Raw genomic sequence first — 15646 nt, forward strand, 5'->3', positions numbered from 1 at the left:
AGCGGTGTGGGGCGGATGGTCGAAATGAACTGTAAAAACTTGGGGTTCAGCGGTAATTAAGGCGGGAGTTGTTATTATTCGGTCACATTTAGCCGTATTAACCCAGATCGCCATGTCCAGTTTTGCCCCCCAGCTTACCGCCAGCGCCCTGCCCGACCGCTTCTTCGACCGCGACGCGCAAGTTCTTGCGCGGGAATTACTCGGGAAAGTCATACGCCATCGTGTCGGCAATACCTGGCTTTCAGCGCGAATTATTGAAACCGAAGCCTATTACGTGGCCGAAAAAGGCAGCCATGCCTCACTCGGCTACACAGAAAAGCGTAAGGCTTTGTTTCTGGATGGTGGGCATATCTATATGTACTACGCCCGTGGCGGCGATTCGCTGAACTTCAGCGCGCAAGGCCCGGGTAATGCCGTGTTGATCAAATCAGCCTATCCCTGGGTCGATGAAACCTCCGGCCCGGACAGTCTGGCGCAGATGCTGTTGAACAATCCGGACGCCAACGGCCACCCGCGCCCCTCGCAAAAACTCTGCGCGGGCCAGACACTGCTGTGTAAAGCCCTCGGGCTGAAAGTGCCGATGTGGGACGCCAAGCGCTTTGATCAGGAATTGCTCTACGTTGAAGACGTGGGTCAGACGCCGACGCAGATCATCCAGACTACCCGCCTAGGCATTCCCAGCGGTCGCGATGAACATTTGATGTACCGCTTCGTCGATGCGGGCTATGCGCCTTATTGCACCAGGAACCCGCTGCGCCGGGGCCAGGTCGAAGGCCGCGATTATTTTTTGATTTGAACAGACTGATAATTGAAACCTGCAGCCCAGCAATTCCAATGTGGGAGCTGGCTTGCCTGCTCCCACAGTTGATCTTCACTGTCTCAGGTTTCGTATTACATACATGGAGTGGATTGTATGGGCCAATGGCTCGATAGCATTACCGGCTGGCTGACCCTGAACCCCGAATGGCTGGCCGTCGCGGTCTTCATTGTCGCGTGCGTGGAGTGCCTGGCCATCGCCGGGTTGATCGTGCCAGGCACGGTGTTGCTGTTTGCCATTGCCGCACTGGCCGGCAGCGGGGCGCTGCCCTTGAGTGAAACCCTGCTGCTGGGTTTCCTCGGTGGCCTGTTGGGTGACGGAGTTTCCTACTACCTGGGACGGCATTTCCATCAGAACATCCGGCGCCTGCCCGGCTTGCGCCACCACCCTGAATGGATGAATGGCGCAGAAACCTACTTCCATAAGTACGGCATCGCCAGCCTGCTGGTAGGACGCTTCATCGGCCCGTTGCGCCCCATGCTGCCGATGGTCGCCGGCATGTGCGACATGCCCTTCCCACGCTTTGCCGCCGTGAGCATCCTGGCGGCAGCCGGTTGGTCGGTGGCCTATCTGCTGCCAGGCTGGGCGGCCGGCGCTGCGTTCCGCCTGCCGCTGCCAGAAGGTTTTTGGCCGGAAGCCGGCATTGTCGCAGCCTGTTTGGCGATATTGCTGGGGCTGAGTTTGAACAGCAGCCTGCGCGGCCATCGTCGCGCCACCTTGTGGATCGGCTGCGCCAGCCTGACGCTGTTGATCGCGCTGTTTATCGGCTACCCGCACCTCAATGACTTCGATCAGGGCCTGAGCGCACTGGTGCAGGAACACCGCAGCCCGTGGCTGGACGAGGTGATGGTGCGGATCACCCAGTTGGGCGAGTTCAAGAAGATGTTTGTGGCCAGCGCTATCTTCACCGGCCTGTTGCTGCTGGCGCGGCAGTGGCGCCACGCGGTATTCGTCGGCGCCACGCTGGCCGGGGCGGCGGTGATCAACACCGGCACCAAGCTGTTTTTCGCGCGTGGCCGCCCCGAAATCCTCACAGACCCGCTGACCAGTTTCAGCATGCCCAGCGGCCACGCCTCCGGCGCATTTGCGTTCTTCCTGGCGCTGGCCGTGCTGGCCGGTCGCGGGCAACCCACTCGGTTGCGCCTGACCTGGATGCTGATGGGCTGTATTCCAGCGGCCTTTATTGCACTGTCGCGGGTTTACCTCGGCGCGCATTGGCCGACGGACATCCTGGCCGGCACGCTGCTGGCGATGACGGTGTGCGCGTTCAGCCTGACCGTCATCCAGTACCGTAGCCCGCTGCCGGCCATGGCGCAGAAAACCTGGTGGCTGCTGCTGCCGGCGTTGGTGGCGGTGTTGAGCTTTATCGCCCTCACCGGCACACCCCACGCGCTGCTGCGCTACGCCTACTGAGTGAAGAGTTCGCCCTGCAATTCGTCGAGCAACATCTGGATCGCATCCAGGCGTTGCTGCGGGTCATCGAGTTGCAGCAGGTCGATCTTGTCGGCCTCGGTGAACGGCAGCAGATACGCCAGCTGATTGCCCAAGGCTTGCTGGCCCTCGGCGTGGGCGTCCATATCAAGCGAGGCAACCATCGGGTGTTCGGCCAAGGCCTGGAGCAACGCCAGCAGGTCGGCGTCCTCTTCTTCCAGCGGTTGGTCCGGCAGCTCTTCGAGCCACTGCACTTCAGCCACCAGCAGTTGGTCCTTTTGCACCCCGGCGTCACGCACGCGAAAGCGCCGCCCGCCTTCAACGCGAATCCCCAGCAGGCCGTTGTCCTGCTGTTTGAAGTCGCGAATCAGCGCTTCACAGCCGACCAGTGCGTAGCCGTCGGGGGCCATGCCCACTTCCCTGCCATCGAGAATGCACACCACGCCGAAGCTTTCGCCCTTTTTCATGCAGCGGCTGATCATGTCCAGGTAGCGCGCCTCGAACAGTTGCAAATCGAGGGTGCAGCCAGGGAACAGCACGGTATTGAGCGGGAACAGCGCCAGACTCATAAAGGTTTCCTTAAACCCGGTTTAAACAATCACCGACACGGCCAGCGGCAGGAACACCGCCGTGGCCACGCCCATCAGACTCATGGCCAGCGCCGCAAAGGCGCCGCACTCTTCACTTTCCTGCAGCGCCACCGAGGTGCCGACGGCGTGGGCGGTCATGCCCAGCGCCATGCCGCGCGCCGCGGGGCTGTGCACGCCAAGGCGTGACAAATACGCCGGGCCGATCATCGCGCCGACCACGCCGGTGATCAACACAAACACCGCCGCCAGGGCCGCCACGCCACCGATCTGCTCGGCCACCAGCATGGCAATCGGCGAGGTTACCGACTTGGGCGCCATGGTCATCAGCATCATGTGTTCGGCACCAAACCACCAGCCCAGCAGCACACACAGGCCGGTTGCCAACACGCCACCTATCACCAGCGTAGTAAAAATCGGCCAGAACAATTGGCGAATCCGCCGCAAATTCAGGAACAGCGGCACAGCCAGGGCCACGGTCGCGGGGCCGAGCAAGATGCCCATGATCTCGGTGCTCTTGCGGTACTCGGCGTAGGTCAGGCCGCAGCTGAGCAACACACCGATCACCAGCAGCATGGACACCAGCACCGGTTGTAGGAAGATCCAGCGGGTTTTCTCGAATGCCGCCAGCACCAGCTGATAGGCGCCGAGGGTAATGCCGATGCCAAACAGGGGGTGATGAATGACGGCTGTCCATGCGCCCTGCCAGTCGAAGGTCATTGGTCCTTCTCCTTGCGCTTGACCATCTGCTGCATCAGCACGCCAACAAAGCCCATGGCGATCACCAGCGACAACACGAGTGCGCCGACGATGGCCCAGAAGTCTGCGGCAATGTCCTTGGCATACACCATCACGCCCACGGCCGGCGGCACTAGCAGCAACGGCAAATAGCGCAACAGGCTGCTGGCGGCCAGGCTCAGGGGCTCGCCGACTTCGCCGCGCCAGATCAGGAAGCCCAGCATCAGCAGCAAGCCGATGATCGGCCCCGGCAGCACCGGCAACAGCAAATGGTTGATCGCGGTACCGATCAATTGAAACAGCACCAGCCATGTCAGGCCACGTAACAGCATCCCTTATCCCCCCTCAAAACTCGCCCGCATTATAAGCACGCCGGCTCTATGCTTCGGCATTCGCCAAAAGCATGGTGGGTTGACCGGGTGAGTTGCCCATGATGATCTACCATGGACTTCGCACACCTATAAAAACGATGAACCAAGGAGAGTCGCAATGCCCTATGTACCTGTAGCGCAGCTCAAAGATTATGTCGGCAAGGAACTGGGACGTTCCGAATGGCTCACCATCGACCAGGCGCGTATTAACCTGTTCGCAGAGGCAACCGGCGATCATCAGTTCATCCACGTCGACCCGGTCAAGGCCGCCAAGACGCCGTTCGGCAGCACCATCGCCCATGGTTTCTTGTCGCTGTCGCTGATGCCCAAGCTGATGGAAGACATCCTGATCATGCCCGAGGGCCTGAAGATGGCGGTCAACTACGGCCTGGACAGCGTGCGCTTCATCCAGCCGGTCAAAGTCGACTCCAAGGTCCGCCTGAACGTGACCCTGACCGACGTCACCGAGAAGAAACCTGGCCAATGGCTATTTAAGGCCACCGCCACCCTGGAAATCGAAGGCCAGGAAAAACCCGCTTACATCGCCGAGTCGCTGTCACTCTGCTTCGTGTAAGGCCTTGCCTGTGGCGAGGTGATAAACCTTGCCACAGTGTATGTAAATTTATGTATGAATCCTGCGGCTGCGGCATACTCGGCGCTCAATTATCCGGATCCCGCTATGCGCCCACTCGCTCCCCTTGCCCTTGCCCTGTTGCTCACCGCTTGCGGAGACGGCGAATCGCTGTTGCCGCCCGATGCGCGCCTGCCCGATGGCGGCCGTTACCGGGGCGATGTGGTCAATGGTTTGCTGCAAGGCCAGGGCCGAGTGGACTACCCCAACGGCAGTTGGTACGCCGGCCAGTTCGACAAAGGCCAGTGGCACGGCCAGGGCGAATGGCACGGCAGCAACGGCGAGGTCTATAAAGGCCAGTTCCAGCAAGGCCTGTTCGACGGCCAAGGCAGCCTGACTACCCCGGGCAGCAGCTACGTCGGCGGCTTCAAAAACGGTCGGCGCAACGGCGAAGGCACCCTCAAAGAGGGGCAGATGACCTATCGCGGCGAATTCAAGGACGACCAGTATTCCGGCCTCGGCCGCCTCGAGTTAGCCGACGGCAGCCAATACCAGGGCCAATTCGCCCACGGCAAGCCGAATGGCGAAGGCCAGCGCAACGACGACAGCGGCAACCAGTTCAGCGGCCACTTTGTCGATGGCCAACTCGAAGGCAACGGCACCTTCAACAGCGCCGACGGCGATATCTATGTCGGCCAGTTCAAACAAAACCAGCTCAACGGCAAAGGCCGCTATGAAAACGCCGACGGCGACGTGTGGATCGGTCAATTCAAGGAGGGCGCGCTCAGCGGCAAAGGCGAGCTGATCGGCGTCGACGGCAGCCACTATGTCGGCCAGTTCAGCGAATGGCGCTTCACGGGCGAAGGCCGCCTGAACCTCACCGATGGCAGCTTCTACATCGGCGGCTTCGACAGCGACAGCTATCAAGGCAAAGGCACCCTCGTACTGACCGATGGCACCGTAGAGGCCGGCACCTGGGTCAATGGCATGCGTGTGCGCGACGCCGACGGCAAGCTACTGCCCGACCCGCTGGAGATCGGCGTACTGGCCCAAGGCCGCTTGCTGGATGCCGCCCTCGCCGCGGTGCCCGCCTCCACGCCCGCCGTCGAGCTGTACACCCTGGCGGTGGCCGGTGATGGCAAGCAAAGCGTGTTCCTGCGCGAAGCCGATTACGTCAGCAACATGCTCGCCACCCGCTTTGGTGCGCGCGGGCAAATCCGCCTGGTCAACCACCGCGACCATATCGCCGACCGCCCTCTGGCCACCCGCGAAAGCCTGCGCCGTGCCGTGCAAACCCTGGCCGAGCGCACGGGGCCGCAAGACCTGGTGTTTATCTACATGACCAGCCACGGCACCCACGAACACGAACTGGTGCTCGACCAACCGCGCATGGAGCTGGCCGACCTGCCCGCCGATGAGCTGGCGGCGGTACTCGCCCCGTTGAAAAACCGCGACAAGATCATCGTGATTTCGGCCTGCTACTCCGGCGGGTTTATCCCAGCGCTGAAAGATGAGCGCACGCTGATCATGACTGCCTCGCGCGCTGATCGCGTGTCCTTCGGCTGCTCCGAGGAAGCGGACTTCACCTACTTCGGCGACGCTCTTTTCGCACAAGCCTTCAACCAGACTGACGATTTGCAACAAGCCTTCAAATTGGCCCAGCTGCATGTCGCCGAACGCGAACAGGCGGATAACTTCGAAGCGTCCGAACCGCAGATCTGGGCCCCCAAAGGCGTGATCGCCCATTGGCAGTTATTACGTAAACAGCAGGCACGAAAGGCGCTCGAAAGCGTCTCAATGAATAGCAAGGAAGCCAAAGGCAACTAAGCTGTAACGTGTAACAAGGGGGAAACACCATGTACCTGACACCTCAACATATCCTGCTCGCTGGCGCCTCCGGCCTGACCGGCGAACACCTGCTCGACCGCCTGCTCAACGAACCGACCGTGACCCGCGTACTGGCGCCCAGCCGCAAGCCGCTGGCCAAACACCCGCACCTGGAAAACCCAGTAGGCGACCCGGCGGTGTTCCTGCCGCAACTGAGCGGCCAGGTCGATATCGCCTTTTGCTGCCTGGGCACCACCATCAAGCAAGCGGGTTCCGAAGCAGCCTTCCGCGCCGTCGACTTAGACATGGTCGTGGCCTTCGCCAAGCGCGCACGGGAAATGGGCGCACGGCATCTGATCGTGATCAGCGCGATTGGCGCCGACCCGAAATCCTCGATCTTCTACAACCGGGTCAAAGGCGAAATGGAACAGGCGCTGAAGGCCCAGGACTGGCCGCAACTGACCATCGTGCGGCCTTCGCTGCTGCTGGGGGAACGCTTGGAGCCGCGCTTGGCCGAGCAACTGGCCGGGCCGTTGTCGCGACTGATTCCAGGCAAGTACCGCGGCATTGAAGTCTGCGAACTGGCCCGCGCCATGTGGCGCCTGGCGCTGGAAGAGCAGGATGGGGTGCGGGTGGTGGAGTCGGATGAGCTACGCAAGCTGGGGAAGTGATTTTGCATTGATTGGAAGGGCCTAGTCGCAGGCAAGCCTGCTCCCACAGGGGAATGCATTCTAAATGTGGAAGCTGGCTTATTGGGTCGCCGCATCGCTGCGATGAGGCCGGCAGCGGCACCGCTGACCTACAGGCCGCCCGTGGCGTTAAACCCAACACCCAGCACCGTCAACAACGACAGCGGCAACAGCAGCGTATCCAGCAGCGCACTGGCCGGCAGGTCTACATGTGGATAACTCGGCGCCTCAGCGCCAAACCGGTCCTTGGCGCAGCAGCCGCCGTTAATCGCATACAAATCCAGCCGCGTGCCGGCATACACCACCGGCGCGCCGGGCTGTGCGGCATCCAGCGTGCGCGCCGTGGCGCAGCCGGTCAGTTGCAGCACCAAGACCACCAGCAGCGCCTTATTCATCGCTGCTCAAATGGTGCTCGCCCCAACGCGGCAGCATGTCCTGAGGAATATTGAGCAGGTTGAGAATCCGCGCCACCACAAAATCCACCAGGTCATCGATGGTCTGCGGCTGGTGATAGAAGCCGGGCGATGCCGGCAAGATGGTCACGCCCATGTTCGACAGCTTGAGCATGTGCTCCAGGTGAATGCTCGAATACGGCGCCTCGCGCGGCACCAGGATCAACTGGCGACGCTCCTTCAACGTCACGTCCGCCGCACGCTCGATCAAGTTGTTGCAGGCGCCCGTGGCAATCGCCGACAAGGTGCCGGTGGAACACGGCACCACCACCATCGCCGCCGGCGCTCCGGAGCCGGAGGCCACGGGCGACATCCAATCTTCTTTGCCGTACACCTTGATCTGCCCCGCCGCCGCACCGGTGTATTCGGTGAGGAAAGCTTGCATCATCTGCACCTTGGGCGGCAACGTGACATCCGTCTCGGTGGCCAGCACCAGTTGCGCGGCCTTAGAGATCAAAAAATGCACCTCGCGGTCTTCGCGCACCAGGCAATCGAGCAGGCGCAAGCCGTACGGCGCGCCGGAGGCACCGGTCATCGCCAGGGTAATGCGTTCCGGGCCGCTCACTTCAACGCCTCGGCCAGTTTGCCGTGCAGGCCGCCGAAGCCGCCGTTGCTCATCACCACCACATGGGTGCCGGGCTTGGCCTGGTGCTTGACGTGTTCAATGATGCCCTCGATAGAGTCGCAGACGGTTGATGGCACCGTGCACAGCGCGGCGATGGCCGGCAAGTCCCAGCCAAGATTGGTCGGTGCATACCAGACCACCTGGTCGGCATCGTTGACGCTTTCCGGCAGGCCATCGCGGTGGGCACCCAGCTTCATGGAGTTGGAACGCGGCTCGACTATCGCAATGATATTCGCGTCACCGACCTGCTTGCGCAGGCCATCCAGCGTGGTGGCAATCGCCGTCGGGTGGTGGGCAAAGTCGTCGTAGATGGTAATCCCATTCACGTCAGCGACCTTTTCCATACGGCGCTTCACGCTTTTAAACGCGCTCAACGCGGCGATACCCATCGACGGCACCACGCCCACATGCCGCGCGGCCGCCAGGGTGACCAGGGCGTTGGCGACATTGTGCTGGCCGGTCATGCCCCAATCGACGATGCCTTGGACTTGCCCTTCAAACAGCACTTCAAATTTAGAGCCGTCCTCGCTGAGCAACTTGACCTGCCACTGCCCGCCCGCGCCGGTGGTTTGTACCGGGGTCCAGCAGCCCATCTCGATCACCCGCTGCAATGCAGGCTCGGTGGTCGGATGGATGACCAGGCCTTCGCTTGGGATGGTGCGCACCAAGTGATGGAACTGGCGCTCGATGGCCGGCAGATCGGGAAAAATGTCCGCGTGATCGAACTCAAGGTTATTCAGGATCGCCGTGCGCGGGCGGTAATGGACGAACTTGGAGCGCTTGTCGAAGAACGCACTGTCGTATTCGTCCGCCTCGATCACAAAGAACGGTGTGTCGCCCAAACGCGCCGACACCGAGAAGTTTTGCGGCACGCCGCCGATCAGGAAGCCCGGGCTCATGCCCGCGTGCTCCAGCACCCAAGCCAGCATGCTGCTGGTGGTGGTTTTGCCGTGAGTGCCGGCCACCGCGAGCACCCAGCGACCTTGCAGCACATGGTCTGCCAGCCACTGGGGGCCGGAGACATACGGCAACCCTTTATTGAGTACGTATTCGACCGCTGGGTTGCCACGCACCATGGCGTTGCCGATCACCACCAGGTCCGGGACCGGGTCGAATTGCGCAGGATCGTAGCCTTGGGTCAACTCGATACCCTGGGCCTGCAGTTGCGTGCTCATGGGCGGGTAAACGTTGGCGTCGGAGCCGGTGACGTGGTGGCCCAGCTCTTTGGCCAGAACCGCCATCGAGCCCATGAAAGTGCCACAGATACCGAGAATATGAATGTGCATAGTTGACCTCTTAAACATCGAGGCAGGTTAGCGCAGGGAGTAGGAAATCGCACTCTTTAGGTGGGGGCGTTCATACGTAGGGCGTAATTGCGAGCCTTGTCAGCCTTATCGAAAGCGCTGCCGCGTACGATATGAGCGTGCGCACATCGACACAACAGCGCTTTTGGACGGATACCTATTGCCTGAGTCACCCTTTAGGCATTAAAAACCGACATTGACCTATACCGATACGGTTTCACTCTTCACGTTCGCCTTATTAATGGCGGCTATGGTCGCGTTGAGGGCTGCCATTCTGGGCTCCAAGCTCGCTGCTCGGCTTTTGATGTCGTCCTGTTGCCCACCCGTTGAAGCTGCCTGAAACGCAATATCCCGCTTCTGAGCTTCTTTAGCGAACTCCGGCTCAAGGTAGTCAAGCATTTCCTCAAGGTAGTCCATACGTTCATCATTTGTTTTTGATATCCATTCCACGCTTGGTCCATGAAACTCTTCTGAACGAAGTACAGCCAAAGAGTGTAGTAATAGGAAAACGCTCTTCTGACTATGATCAACCACCCGTCCTTCCATAACACGTTGCTCTGTGGCAGGCGTCGCTGGCGGATTAATGAGCGGCTTGAGGACTTCGAGAACAATGTTGGCGCCAAATGTCCCGACAATCGTGAGGGGCACTGTGATCGATGCCGTAATTCCAGCGACCTTTGCAATATCCTTACGCTGGAGTGAAAGCGCCCGGTCGGCTTTCGCACCGCTGGCCTTCGATAAGGTCTTTGCGTTCTCTTCCAGGGCATGCGAAGAAAAAGGTTCAACCTCCCTGCCATTCACTTGACCTGGCGCCGGCTGAGCAAATAATTTATCTCGAGCTTCAGCATCTTTTTGAATTTGCCACTTTTGTTGTTGCGCCTCTTTATATTGATCCAAACCTGGGGATTCGTGGGCATTGCCATCGACAACGTCTCCAGGCTGTCGGGTGCCACTTGCGTGCCCAGGCCCTGCGAAGCTGCCAACTTTTGAGTCAACGAAGTTCTGATCAAAATGCTCATTGCTAGTGCCCGGCTTAGGTCCTGATGCATCTCCTATCTTCGCAGTATCAACGGACTTAACAGCGGGAGGTGACTCGACGCGCCGGGTCCACCCCCCACTCATAAAGTCCCCAATTTTCGAGAATGCGACGGCCCTTACGGATGCATTTGAAAATATCATAATGATTTACCTAATGGTTGTTTGACATTAGAAAGTCATCCATTTCCTTCATAGACTACGTGATATAAAAGACTCAACCCGTTCCAAAACACTCAACAACAATATATTTCACTCTCACCGACAGCCCCCTGACCAGACACATAATTAAGCAATAATAAAGACGCGTCACACCTACCAAAAACACACCCAAAGCGGGTGTATACTCGGCCAGTTAACAAGCGCTTTCTTATTGCGATACGAACCGTTACAGGGGGATCGCACGCTAGGCTGCTTTATACGAGACCTAAGACTTTCCCTTCAGAGATTCCAGCGCGCTCACTACACCAAATTGTGCTAACTGAGGCCCAAAGGGTGCATTCGTGATTATACTGTACGAATACCATGCGCTCTTTTTGAAAACAGCCACCACGGGGATAAATAAATTATTAGTCTCCGACCGATAAAACCCTTTAACAATATCACCTTCCTTGTAAACCCTTGTCACATCATAGCGCTGATAATGGCCTTTCAATCGAGACAGCACCTCGTCGCCATGATTAAGCAGATATTTAATGTCTTTATAACCAGCACTTGCCCCACGGTTCAAGTTTTTCGCGATATCAACCGCATCCGTATACCCCACAGAGGCACCGACACCGGCAAAAACAAAACTTTTGATGACATGAGGCGCCGACTTACCCGCCCTGTACGCTTTACGCGCAGTATTGAGCCCAGGAAGGATGAACCCCAAAATATCGAAACCGATATTAAAGACAGCCCCTGAGACATTCCCCTTGATCGCATCTTGAATGCCATCATAAAAGGGAATAAGCCCAAGAAAAAAACCCTTTAATTTTTCATCATAGGCGCGCCCTTTTTCAAGCGCGGTGACCTCGGCCGCCACTGACTTGAGCGCCTCATAATCTTTCGTAAAAAACTTACCCACCCCTAGCCCCAGCGAGCCATTTCGCCCGGAAAAATAAGCGCCTGGCACTTTACCGTCTACACGTGGTTGATCCTGTACGTTATCAACTTCACCATATTGCTTATATACATTATACGTGCCGGCAACCCGACCTTTGGAGCTCCCGCCAAAATAGGCACTGTCGTTAGCGTTGTTTTGATCGCCGGGAAAACCTTGTTCCTTGATGAGTTTCCCTAGGGCTGGAAAGTAACTATAGTAGTCAACCGATCCGTCCTGGCTCTGCACCTTCATGAGCAAACCATGCTTCCCTTTTAACGCCGCCAACTCCGGCGCAGTCGGGAGGCGAGGGATACGTCGGGGAAACAGAGAATGTGACGGTTCAAGCTGTGTACCGAGAAAGGGTCGAGACACTTCCATAACACTGATATTCGACTGCCTTATGCGCTCTCTGTCAGCCAACGGTAACAGCGAAAGCTGGTACTTGAACTGAATAGCCCACGCACTTTCATGGGTTTTTTTGTATTCCTGAAACTTTTCATCAAAGGGTTTATTGATATCGGGAATAAGTTCAGACAAGCGCGACTTTAACGCATTCCAAGGAAGGTCCTTATTATTCAGCGACATCCATTTATCCGGCTCAATCGGCCCACTCATATAAATATCAAGCAGAGAGACCGGGTCGTGTTTTACCCCGGGAGACTGCAACACGTTCTTTGTCGGGTCCACGTCTGGAAAAACCCGTTTCAACTCAGCCAGCGCCAACTCTTTTCGAGTCGTTGCCGGCAACAATAACGCTGCACGCGCCCACTCCAGCTCTTCTTGCTGCTTATTTAACGCGTCTTGTGAACGTTTGATGTCCGCGTACGCGTATACGTGGTTGGGCTTACTGTCGATCACGTCATTAGCCAGGCCCCAGGCAATAATAGGGTTGCCCGATGCGGCACTTAGCTGATCTTCGCTCTCCAAGGAGATGAGTGGAGCCCCACCATAAGCCATGATTTGGCTGAACGTCATGTTGGCTGACGCCCCAGGCAGTTGTTGCTCGATACGTAAAGCCTCGATGCAGAAATTTGCCCACGTATGAGAGCCATAAATAATATTAGCGGGGATGTCTCTTACTAGGAACTCAGGGGCAGCAGCCGATAATAATAGCTGCGCGGCAACAGGTGCTGCTTCGACGCCAACCCTGCTTTCAAGATGAATTGTAAAGCGTTTAACAATTTCGGCAGGTGAGGCACCCGCATTGTTTTTGTCATACAGATTATAGCCGGCCACGTTGAAGCGCGACTTGCCTACATCCGGGTCCAGTTCTTGTATAAGCGCGGCATTCACACTCTCAATCGCACTGGTTGGCGTCTCCAGTATCTTGAGCCTTTTTTGTATATTTTGACCCAGCGCCTGCGCCTCAGGTGACCGAATGAGCTGCTCCCGTGCTAACGCGGGGTTTTGGGCCATCGCCTGCCGGGTAGGCGCAGGGATCGCGCTAATCAACATACGCAATAAACTGCCCGTTGCTGCCTCTGATTGAGGATTTGAAACCCGGGGCACTTGTCGCGTCTTCCATTCATCGACCACTGCTCGCATCTTGCGCAGTGAAGTAGCGCCTAACAATCCGACCACCGGCCTTACCCCACCAGAATCCAACTGTGGCGCCCGATGGGCAAGATCAAAGGATAGGGCCAGCGCCATGCCCTGTGCCTGCTTGCTGTTGATGGGGACATTATTCCCCTCCAACTTGAGGATTTGCGCGACGCTCATTTCCCGGCGCTGCTCGCGGGCAAACCGGCCAGAGCGTGAGTCAATGAGGACGTTGACTTTATCCAGGTCGATTTTCCCATTTGCATCGTCTACCTGAGACTTCAGCGCAGTAATCAGTGCATGACGATTAGCATCCTCTCCCAACGACTTCTGCTGCTGCGCTATCGCCTCTGCAGATCGCAGCGACGCATGGGCCACAGGCGCGAATTCAAACAGCGCTTTTTCCGCTAAACGCTTGCGGTGCTCAACGGCCTGCGCAGGCGAGAGGTCTATAGGCTTATTGTAAAATCGCCCCACTGTGTACAGGGGCACCTCGCCGTCCGGCCAGGGGTAACTAAACGCTTGCCCGTATTCGGGTGCGATCGCTTTGGCAATTGACAACAGTGTTCGAGAAATATCTGACCAGCCCGAATCGTCCTTTAAGGAAAAGGTTTGTTCCTTGCCATCTACAATACCGGAGAGCTCCCCACGGGCGGGATGCAGTTTCAAGTGCCTTGTATCAAGCCCCTGTTCTTTCGCCCACGCCAAGAACCCTGGGCCTTTGAACGCGCTGTCGAGTTGTGTGCGCCAACGCCCAAGTGTGGACTGTAGAGGAACCTCAACATTGGGCGGCGCTATTGAGGTCTGATAGGAACGTGTAGCCAATGCTCGTGCGAAGGACTTCGCCACTTGAGCATCAGCACGTGCGCGACGGTCAGGGCTATCAGCCAGCCCTGCATTGCGCTCACTTCGAACTGCATTGCTATCGGTGTCCGCCGGGGCGGTCTTCACGGCAGGTAGGGCGACCGTTTCAACCGACGCTGAAACATGAAGTGGAAAGATCGGTCTTGAGTTAAAACCCGAAACACTCGTCATTTAACACCTCGCAGATAAGATAATGCACTCTTTTTAAGTGGGCACCTGCGATGAAGCAGTTCCTCGCGAACACGCAAACACACCGTGTGTGACACTTCTATGTTAACCCCCGAAAATCATTCACCTGATCACTGAGCGGTGCTAATGCCCACAGCAATATTCAAACGCCCTCTTAATTAAGTACCGCCACTCGTAGCCCAAAAAAAAATGCCATTGCATCCAAAGGCGTCGCGTGCACACGACCTCTTCGAATACAACAGCATTTTGGGAACAGCTTTACGCCGCTGACTGCAAAGAGGCAGGTCAGGCGTTAAAAAAGCTCAGGCGCATGCCTTACTACGCTAGAGCGTTGAGCTTTCTGGTGACTTCAGCAGTAAGATCGGCCATAACCGCCAGCCTGCCTTCAATATTTTTTGCGCGCCCCTCGACGGAGGGTTCTTCGATACGCGAATCGCCCCACGAGAAGTCAACGCCAACCTTTTTGGCCATCTCTACAAAACCACGCTCAAGGTGGATAGTTATAGACTCAAGCGACGTCATACGCTCTGCGTCGGATTTAAGCGCCCACTGAAAGTCTGGCTTCATCTCCTTACCACCCTTCTGAAGACCAGCCAGTATATTCACGGCGTCAAAAACATCGACCTGAAGTTGATCGATAATTTTTGTGTCGGCAAGCGTAGTTTTAAACTTAGCGGAGATATCGTCACCCAAATGCTTTTCGATCGTCTTAGTGATGGCGGCAACCGCCGTTGTTACTGCCGACTGGACGCCTAGCACGATGATGAGCTTTTTAGTATCCGAGAGCTTCTTTTCGGGTGTCACACTTTCATCGGCGTCAGCTTTGACGTCTTCCGACGCGGTCTTTTCTGCCTTGTTTGCGTCAGGGGTAGCGGTGGCTTCTTCAAACTCTTTTTTTGCTTTCTTCAACGTGTCCGAGGAAAACGGCGAGATGGCTTTGCCATTCACGTTTGCGTTGGGCACAGACAAATGTACAGAGGCGGGTTCGACGATGGTGATCTTCTCATACTCAAACTTTCCGAGTTGGTCGCTCTCGACTTTAAACCCAGCTTGCTCCGCGGCAATGTCTTTATCAAATGCACCCGCCCCGGAACTTCCAGGCTTATTTGCGTCAGCGTCTGGTAATTTTCCAACATCCGGATTCTTATTACCGTCTGGGGCCAGCGGTTTTTTCTTTTTAATAAAATTTACCTTGCTTAGCCTCCCACGTCCCTCTCGACTGAAACGATCACCTTCATCAGCAAACATCTCATACTCTATAGCAGCGATATCCCGGCCAACACTTTTTTCAGCGCTGTCATGGGCAACATCTAACGCTGAAGGTAATACGTTCTGTGGTGCTGGCTTACTCGCAGGCTCAGGGGCCGACTGCTGCTGAGCGAAAGACAACGGCCACACGGTAGAGTTTACAACGTTCATATGATTCACCTAATGATTGATTTACATTAGGAAGCCATCCATTTCCTCCACAACATGAGTGGTAAGTCCACTCAAAGCGTTCCAGCAAAAGCCAGAAAAAC

General features: G+C 57.2%; 14 protein-coding genes. 5 read left to right on the plus strand and 9 right to left on the minus strand.

Annotation, left to right across the window (positions count from 1 at the left end; all coding sequences use genetic code 11):
- Positions 1-112: 112 nt before the first annotated feature.
- Positions 113-796 carry a DNA-3-methyladenine glycosylase gene (locus K0P33_RS28495; protein ID WP_094951243.1) on the plus strand — a complete coding sequence of 228 codons (684 nt, stop codon included), beginning with the start codon at positions 113-115 and terminating at the stop codon, positions 794-796.
- Positions 797-913: 117 nt separating this feature from the next.
- The gene (locus tag K0P33_RS28500) at positions 914-2230 is read left to right on the plus strand and encodes a bifunctional DedA family/phosphatase PAP2 family protein (protein WP_242152869.1); all 1317 of its coding nucleotides are present in this window, start codon (positions 914-916) and stop codon (positions 2228-2230) included.
- Here K0P33_RS28500 and K0P33_RS28505 read toward each other — a convergent pair.
- From K0P33_RS28505 to K0P33_RS28515, 3 genes are read right to left on the minus strand one after another with little or no spacing between them, the layout of a single operon-like run.
- On the minus strand, positions 2224-2817 hold the full coding sequence (locus K0P33_RS28505; protein WP_094951241.1) for an LON peptidase substrate-binding domain-containing protein: 594 nt from the start codon (positions 2815-2817) through the stop codon (positions 2224-2226). The genes K0P33_RS28500 and K0P33_RS28505 overlap by 7 nt on opposite strands.
- 21 nt (positions 2818-2838) lie before the next feature.
- Positions 2839-3555, minus strand: coding sequence for an LrgB family protein (locus K0P33_RS28510; protein ID WP_094951240.1), 717 nt, complete (start codon positions 3553-3555; stop codon positions 2839-2841).
- A complete protein-coding gene (locus K0P33_RS28515; RefSeq protein WP_094951239.1) occupies positions 3552-3905 on the minus strand; it encodes a CidA/LrgA family protein in 354 nt (117 codons plus the stop codon). Before K0P33_RS28515 ends, K0P33_RS28510 begins: the two co-directional genes overlap by 4 nt.
- A 157-nt stretch (positions 3906-4062) precedes the next feature.
- Here K0P33_RS28515 and K0P33_RS28520 point away from each other — a divergent pair, with 157 nt between their 5' ends.
- The 3 genes from K0P33_RS28520 (at position 4063) to K0P33_RS28530 (ending at position 7013) form a co-directional block, all read left to right on the plus strand.
- Positions 4063-4518: a MaoC family dehydratase gene (locus tag K0P33_RS28520; RefSeq protein ID WP_034117724.1), complete on the plus strand. Its 456-nt coding sequence runs from the start codon at positions 4063-4065 to the stop codon at positions 4516-4518.
- 105 nt (positions 4519-4623) lie between these two features.
- Positions 4624-6342 (plus strand): C13 family peptidase, encoded by a 1719-nt coding sequence (locus K0P33_RS28525; RefSeq protein ID WP_242152872.1) that lies wholly within the window; start codon positions 4624-4626, stop codon positions 6340-6342.
- A 29-nt stretch (positions 6343-6371) separates the two neighbouring features.
- The gene (locus K0P33_RS28530) at positions 6372-7013 is read left to right on the plus strand and encodes an oxidoreductase (protein ID WP_242152874.1); all 642 of its coding nucleotides are present in this window, start codon (positions 6372-6374) and stop codon (positions 7011-7013) included.
- 128 nt (positions 7014-7141) lie between these two features.
- On the opposite strand, the gene K0P33_RS28535 is transcribed toward K0P33_RS28530, so the two are convergent.
- The 6 genes from K0P33_RS28535 to K0P33_RS28560 form a co-directional block, all read right to left on the minus strand.
- Positions 7142-7426, minus strand: coding sequence for a YceK/YidQ family lipoprotein (locus K0P33_RS28535; RefSeq protein ID WP_094951236.1), 285 nt, complete (start codon positions 7424-7426; stop codon positions 7142-7144).
- Positions 7419-8048 carry a flavin prenyltransferase UbiX gene (gene ubiX / locus K0P33_RS28540; protein ID WP_094951235.1) on the minus strand — a complete coding sequence of 210 codons (630 nt, stop codon included), beginning with the start codon at positions 8046-8048 and terminating at the stop codon, positions 7419-7421. The genes K0P33_RS28535 and ubiX overlap by 8 nt, the downstream gene beginning before the upstream one ends.
- Positions 8045-9394 (minus strand): UDP-N-acetylmuramate:L-alanyl-gamma-D-glutamyl-meso-diaminopimelate ligase, encoded by a 1350-nt coding sequence (gene mpl, locus K0P33_RS28545; RefSeq protein WP_242152877.1) that lies wholly within the window; start codon positions 9392-9394, stop codon positions 8045-8047. Before mpl ends, ubiX begins: the two co-directional genes overlap by 4 nt.
- Before the next feature lie 219 nt (positions 9395-9613).
- A complete protein-coding gene (locus tag K0P33_RS28550; protein WP_242152880.1) occupies positions 9614-10309 on the minus strand; it encodes a hypothetical protein in 696 nt (231 codons plus the stop codon).
- Positions 10310-10874: 565 nt separating this feature from the next.
- Positions 10875-14108, minus strand: coding sequence for a hypothetical protein (locus K0P33_RS28555; RefSeq protein ID WP_242152883.1), 3234 nt, complete (start codon positions 14106-14108; stop codon positions 10875-10877).
- 336 nt (positions 14109-14444) lie between these two features.
- Positions 14445-15545 (minus strand): hypothetical protein, encoded by a 1101-nt coding sequence (locus tag K0P33_RS28560; protein ID WP_242152887.1) that lies wholly within the window; start codon positions 15543-15545, stop codon positions 14445-14447.
- Positions 15546-15646 lie beyond the last annotated feature (101 nt).

This window comes from Pseudomonas sp. ArH3a, assembly GCF_022648765.1.
GTDB lineage: Bacteria > Pseudomonadota > Gammaproteobacteria > Pseudomonadales > Pseudomonadaceae > Aquipseudomonas.